The following is a 3655-nucleotide window of genomic DNA, read 5'->3' as shown; positions in this document are numbered from 1 at the left end:
CGTGACCTTGACCGAATCGGCCAGGATGTCGACGCCGCGGATCATGCGGGCGCGGGCGTCGCCGCCAAAACGTACTTCTTTTGCAGCCATGGTCTTGTTCCTTGTTGGAATGCTGGGCGATGCGGGCCGTCAGGCCGCCTTCTTGTTGGCGACGGCAGGCCGTTCGACGATGCCCATGATGTCGGACTCGGTCATGATCAGGAGATCCTCGCCGTCGAGCTTGATCTCGCTACCCGACCATTTGCCGAACAGGATGCGGTCGCCCGGCTTGACGTCGAGCGGCACCACCTTGCCCGTCTCGTCGCGGGCCCCCGGACCGACGGCGACGATCTCGCCCTCCATCGGCTTCTCCTGCGCGGTGTCGGGAATGAGGATGCCGCCGGCCGTCCGGCCTTCGGAAGCGACACGGCGAATCATCACGCGGTCGTGCAACGGCCGGAATCTCATGGCGATTTTCTCCAGTTTGTCGGGTTTGAGCGGCGGGCGCCTCCTGGGCGTACACGACGCAACAACTGGTAGAGAAATGGCTCTTTTTTACCAACTAGCAAGCGATATTCGGCCCAAACCGGCCAAACCGCCCGCTTTTCTTCAGAACGACGTCATCGACCGCCGTCTCGACCTCCTGGTGATACCACCCCAGCGCCTTTTCGAACTTGCCGAAGGTCTGCTGGCGGTTGGCGCCGCTCCTGAAATTCTTCTGGATGGTCTCGCCGATGCCGAGATCCTCGACCAGCGCGTTGGCGAACAGGTCGACATTGGCCTTCCAGTACTTTTCGGGCTTTGCTGCCTTCTCCTCCGGCGGCACCAGCACCGAGAACCGCAACACCGCTTCGTCGGGTGAGATCGGGAAGCTCGAGAACACGCCGCAGTGATCCTGGGTGTAGGTCAGCACGGTGTTGGGAAAGAGCGAATAGAACACGATGGCGTGGTCGCGGATGCGCCAGCTCTCCTGGGGCTGGCCCTCCAGCTCGGTGAGCGAGCGCTTGGCCGCCGCCCAGCGCATGTGGTTGCCCATGCGCTCGTAGGTGGCGATGTTGTCCAGGAACAGCGGATAGACCGTGCCGGGGTGCAGGTAGCGGAAGTGGTAGAGCTCGAGGAAGGTGTCGATCACCAGCTTCCAGTTCATGCGCGGCCGGATCGGCTCGGAGGAGTGCAGCTCCCAGCCCTGCATGTCCCAGCCCGACAGGTCGGCGTTGAGCGCACCGAGATAGCCTTCGATGTCGAGGCTGGTGTCCTCGTTGTCCTCCAGCGCGGTCGGCACGACCCAGACCAGCCCGTACTTCTCCGCCAGTTTCAGCCGCCGCAGGCCGTACTTGCTCCTGTCGATCTCGCCGAACGTGGCGGCATCGGTGATGCCGACCAGCCGACCGGTGAGGTCGTAGCTCCAGCCGTGATAGGCGCAGACGAAGGCGCGCTTGTTGGCGCCACAGGGTTTCTGCTCGACGGCGGCGCCGCGATGGCGGCAGACATTGAGGAAGGCGCGCAGCACGCCGTCGGTGCCGCGCGTCACCAGGATCGGCTGGCCGGTCTCGTTGTGCACCACGAAGTCGCCGGCGTTGCGCAGCTGGCTCGAGAAGGCGGCGACGATGGGATACTTGCGGAACAGCAGGTCGACTTCGCGCTGGTAGCGCACCGGGTCGTAGTAACCCTCGACCGGCGTGTGCATGACGCCAGGCGCGTCGTCGCGCGTGTTGGTACGCACCATACACAACATACGCTCGAGATACGCAACTTGATCGGCCTGCTGCATTGCCGTCTCCGTCGCTGGATGCGTCTAAATGGCGTTCATGCCTCCGTCGATCACCAGCTCGGTGCCGGTGACGAAACGCGATTCGTCGGAAATCAGGTAGAGGATGCCATAAGCGATGTCCTCAGGCGCGCCGAAATCGCCGATCGGGATGCGCCGCCGGGCTCGCTCACGGGCCTTGTCGCTCGGCATCACCGCGTTACCCATCGGCGTCAGGATGATGCCGGGATGCACCGAATTGCAGCGTACCTTGTAGCCTTTGCGCGCGCAGTCGATCGCCACCGTCTTGGTGAACTGCCGCACCGCGCCCTTGCTCGCGCCATAGGCCGAGAGGTCCGGAGTCCCGAGGAAGGCGGCCAGCGACGAGGTGTTGACGATCGAGCCGCCACCCGACTGCCGGATCGCCGGCACGCCGTGCTTGCAGCCCAGAAACACGCCCTGGACGTTGACCGACAGCATGCGCTGCCACTGCTCCACGGTCTCGGTCTCGAAGGTTGCGGGGAATGGCCCCGAGATGCCGGCATTGTTCACCAGCCCGTGCAGCGCCCCTTCGCGCTCCAGGATGCCGTCGATGATGCGCTTCCAGTCGGCTTCCTTCGACGTGTCATGCTCCTCGAACCGAGCCCCTCCTCCATTAATCTGGCCGCCGATCTGCTGCACGGTCTCAAGCCCACCCGGCCGGTTGATGTCGGTGACGATCACCGTGGCGCCTTCCTTCGCGAGCAACGTAGCAGTGGCGCGTCCGATGCCCGATCCGGCGCCGCTCACCAGCACCACCTTGCCTGCTACCCTGCTCATGCGATTCGTCCCTTAACTTTCTTGAGGCAAGGCTAGAAGCAGCGCAGGCTGGCGACAAGCAAGGAGGAGCCCGAATGGCCCGCACGTTGGAATTCTACTACGACTACGGCAGCCCCTATTCCTACCTGGCCGACACCCAGGTCGAGGCCATCGCCAAGCGCGTCGGCGCCAGCCTTTCACGCAAGCCGATGCTGCTGGGCGGCGTGTTCAAGGCGACCGGCAACGCCTCGCCGATGACGGTGGAACTGAAGTCGAAATGGAGCGCTTTCGACATGCCGATGTGGGCCCGCCACTATGGCGTGCCCTTCAACCACAACCCGTTCTTCCCGGTGAACACGCTCGCCCTGATGCGCGGTGCGGCGGCGGCGCAGATCGACGGCTTCTTCGAGCGCTATCATCCCGCCATCTACAAGGCGATGTGGGTCGATGGCGTGAACCTGAATGACATGGGTGAAGTGGCCAAGGTCCTGGCCGCGGCGGGTCTCGATGCCGCCAAGATCGGCAACCGCATCCAGGACCAGGACGTTAAGGATCGGTTGAAGGCCACGACGGACGAAGCAGTGGCACGCGGCGTGTTCGGCGCACCGACCAGCTTCGTGGGCGACATGATGTTCTTCGGCAACGACCGGCTGCCCTTCGTCGAGATGGCCCTCAAGGGAGACCTCAAATGACCAAGCTCGGCCTGCTGCTCGCCGCCGGCATCCTCGTCGGCGCGACGCCGTCGTTCGCCCAGACCGTCGGCTCCTGCGCCCGCGGCGGCGGCGCCAACCAACCGCAGCCGGTGTGGGTGCTCTTCGACCTGGGCAGCGCGCATGTGCGGCCGGCCGACAAGCCCGTGATCGCCGAAGCGGTGAAGACGGCGAAGGACCGGCAGGTGACGTCGATCTGCCTGGTCGGCCACACCGACAAGCTGGGCGACAAGGCGCTGAACGCCAAGCTCGCCCGCGAGCGCTCGCAGGCCGTGGCCGCCGAGCTGATCCGTGCGGGCTATCCCGCCAACCACGTCGTAATCGCCGCCGACCCCGAGGCCTTCGGCAACATGGATCTCGGCAGCTACAACGCGTCGGATAAGGACCGACGGGTGACGATCCTGTTTTCGCGATAGCAGAG

5 protein-coding genes are annotated in these 3655 nt (G+C 64.7%); 2 read left to right on the top strand and 3 right to left on the bottom strand.

The window, feature by feature from the left end; all coding sequences use genetic code 11:
• Window positions 1–129 precede the first annotated feature (129 nt).
• The 3 genes from RSO01_RS46240 to RSO01_RS46230 all read right to left on the bottom strand — a co-directional run bounded on the left by RSO01_RS46240 (window position 130) and on the right by RSO01_RS46230 (window position 2545).
• Window positions 130–447 (bottom strand): co-chaperone GroES, encoded by a 318-nt coding sequence (locus tag RSO01_RS46240; protein WP_147157385.1) that lies wholly within the window; start codon window positions 445–447, stop codon window positions 130–132.
• 94 nt (window positions 448–541) lie between these two features.
• Window positions 542–1705, bottom strand: a complete 1164-nt coding sequence (locus tag RSO01_RS46235) for an aromatic ring-hydroxylating oxygenase subunit alpha (RefSeq protein WP_170303894.1) — start codon at window positions 1703–1705, stop codon at window positions 542–544.
• Between the two features lie 69 nt (window positions 1706–1774).
• The gene (locus RSO01_RS46230; RefSeq protein WP_147157383.1) at window positions 1775–2545 is read right to left on the bottom strand and encodes a glucose 1-dehydrogenase; all 771 of its coding nucleotides are present in this window, start codon (window positions 2543–2545) and stop codon (window positions 1775–1777) included.
• 74 nt (window positions 2546–2619) lie between these two features.
• On the opposite strand from RSO01_RS46230, the gene RSO01_RS46225 reads away from it, so the two are divergent.
• A complete protein-coding gene (locus RSO01_RS46225) occupies window positions 2620–3216 on the top strand; it encodes a 2-hydroxychromene-2-carboxylate isomerase (RefSeq protein ID WP_147157382.1) in 597 nt (198 codons plus the stop codon).
• Complete coding sequence (locus RSO01_RS46220) at window positions 3213–3650, top strand: OmpA family protein (protein ID WP_147157381.1); 438 nt, start codon at window positions 3213–3215, stop codon at window positions 3648–3650. Before RSO01_RS46225 ends, RSO01_RS46220 begins: the two co-directional genes overlap by 4 nt.
• The last annotated feature ends 5 nt before the right edge of the window (window positions 3651–3655 follow it).

It is taken from the genome of Reyranella soli, from assembly GCF_007992495.1.
Classification (GTDB): Bacteria; Pseudomonadota; Alphaproteobacteria; order Reyranellales; family Reyranellaceae; genus Reyranella; species Reyranella soli.
This window is presented reverse-complemented; position numbering and strand designations above follow the sequence as displayed.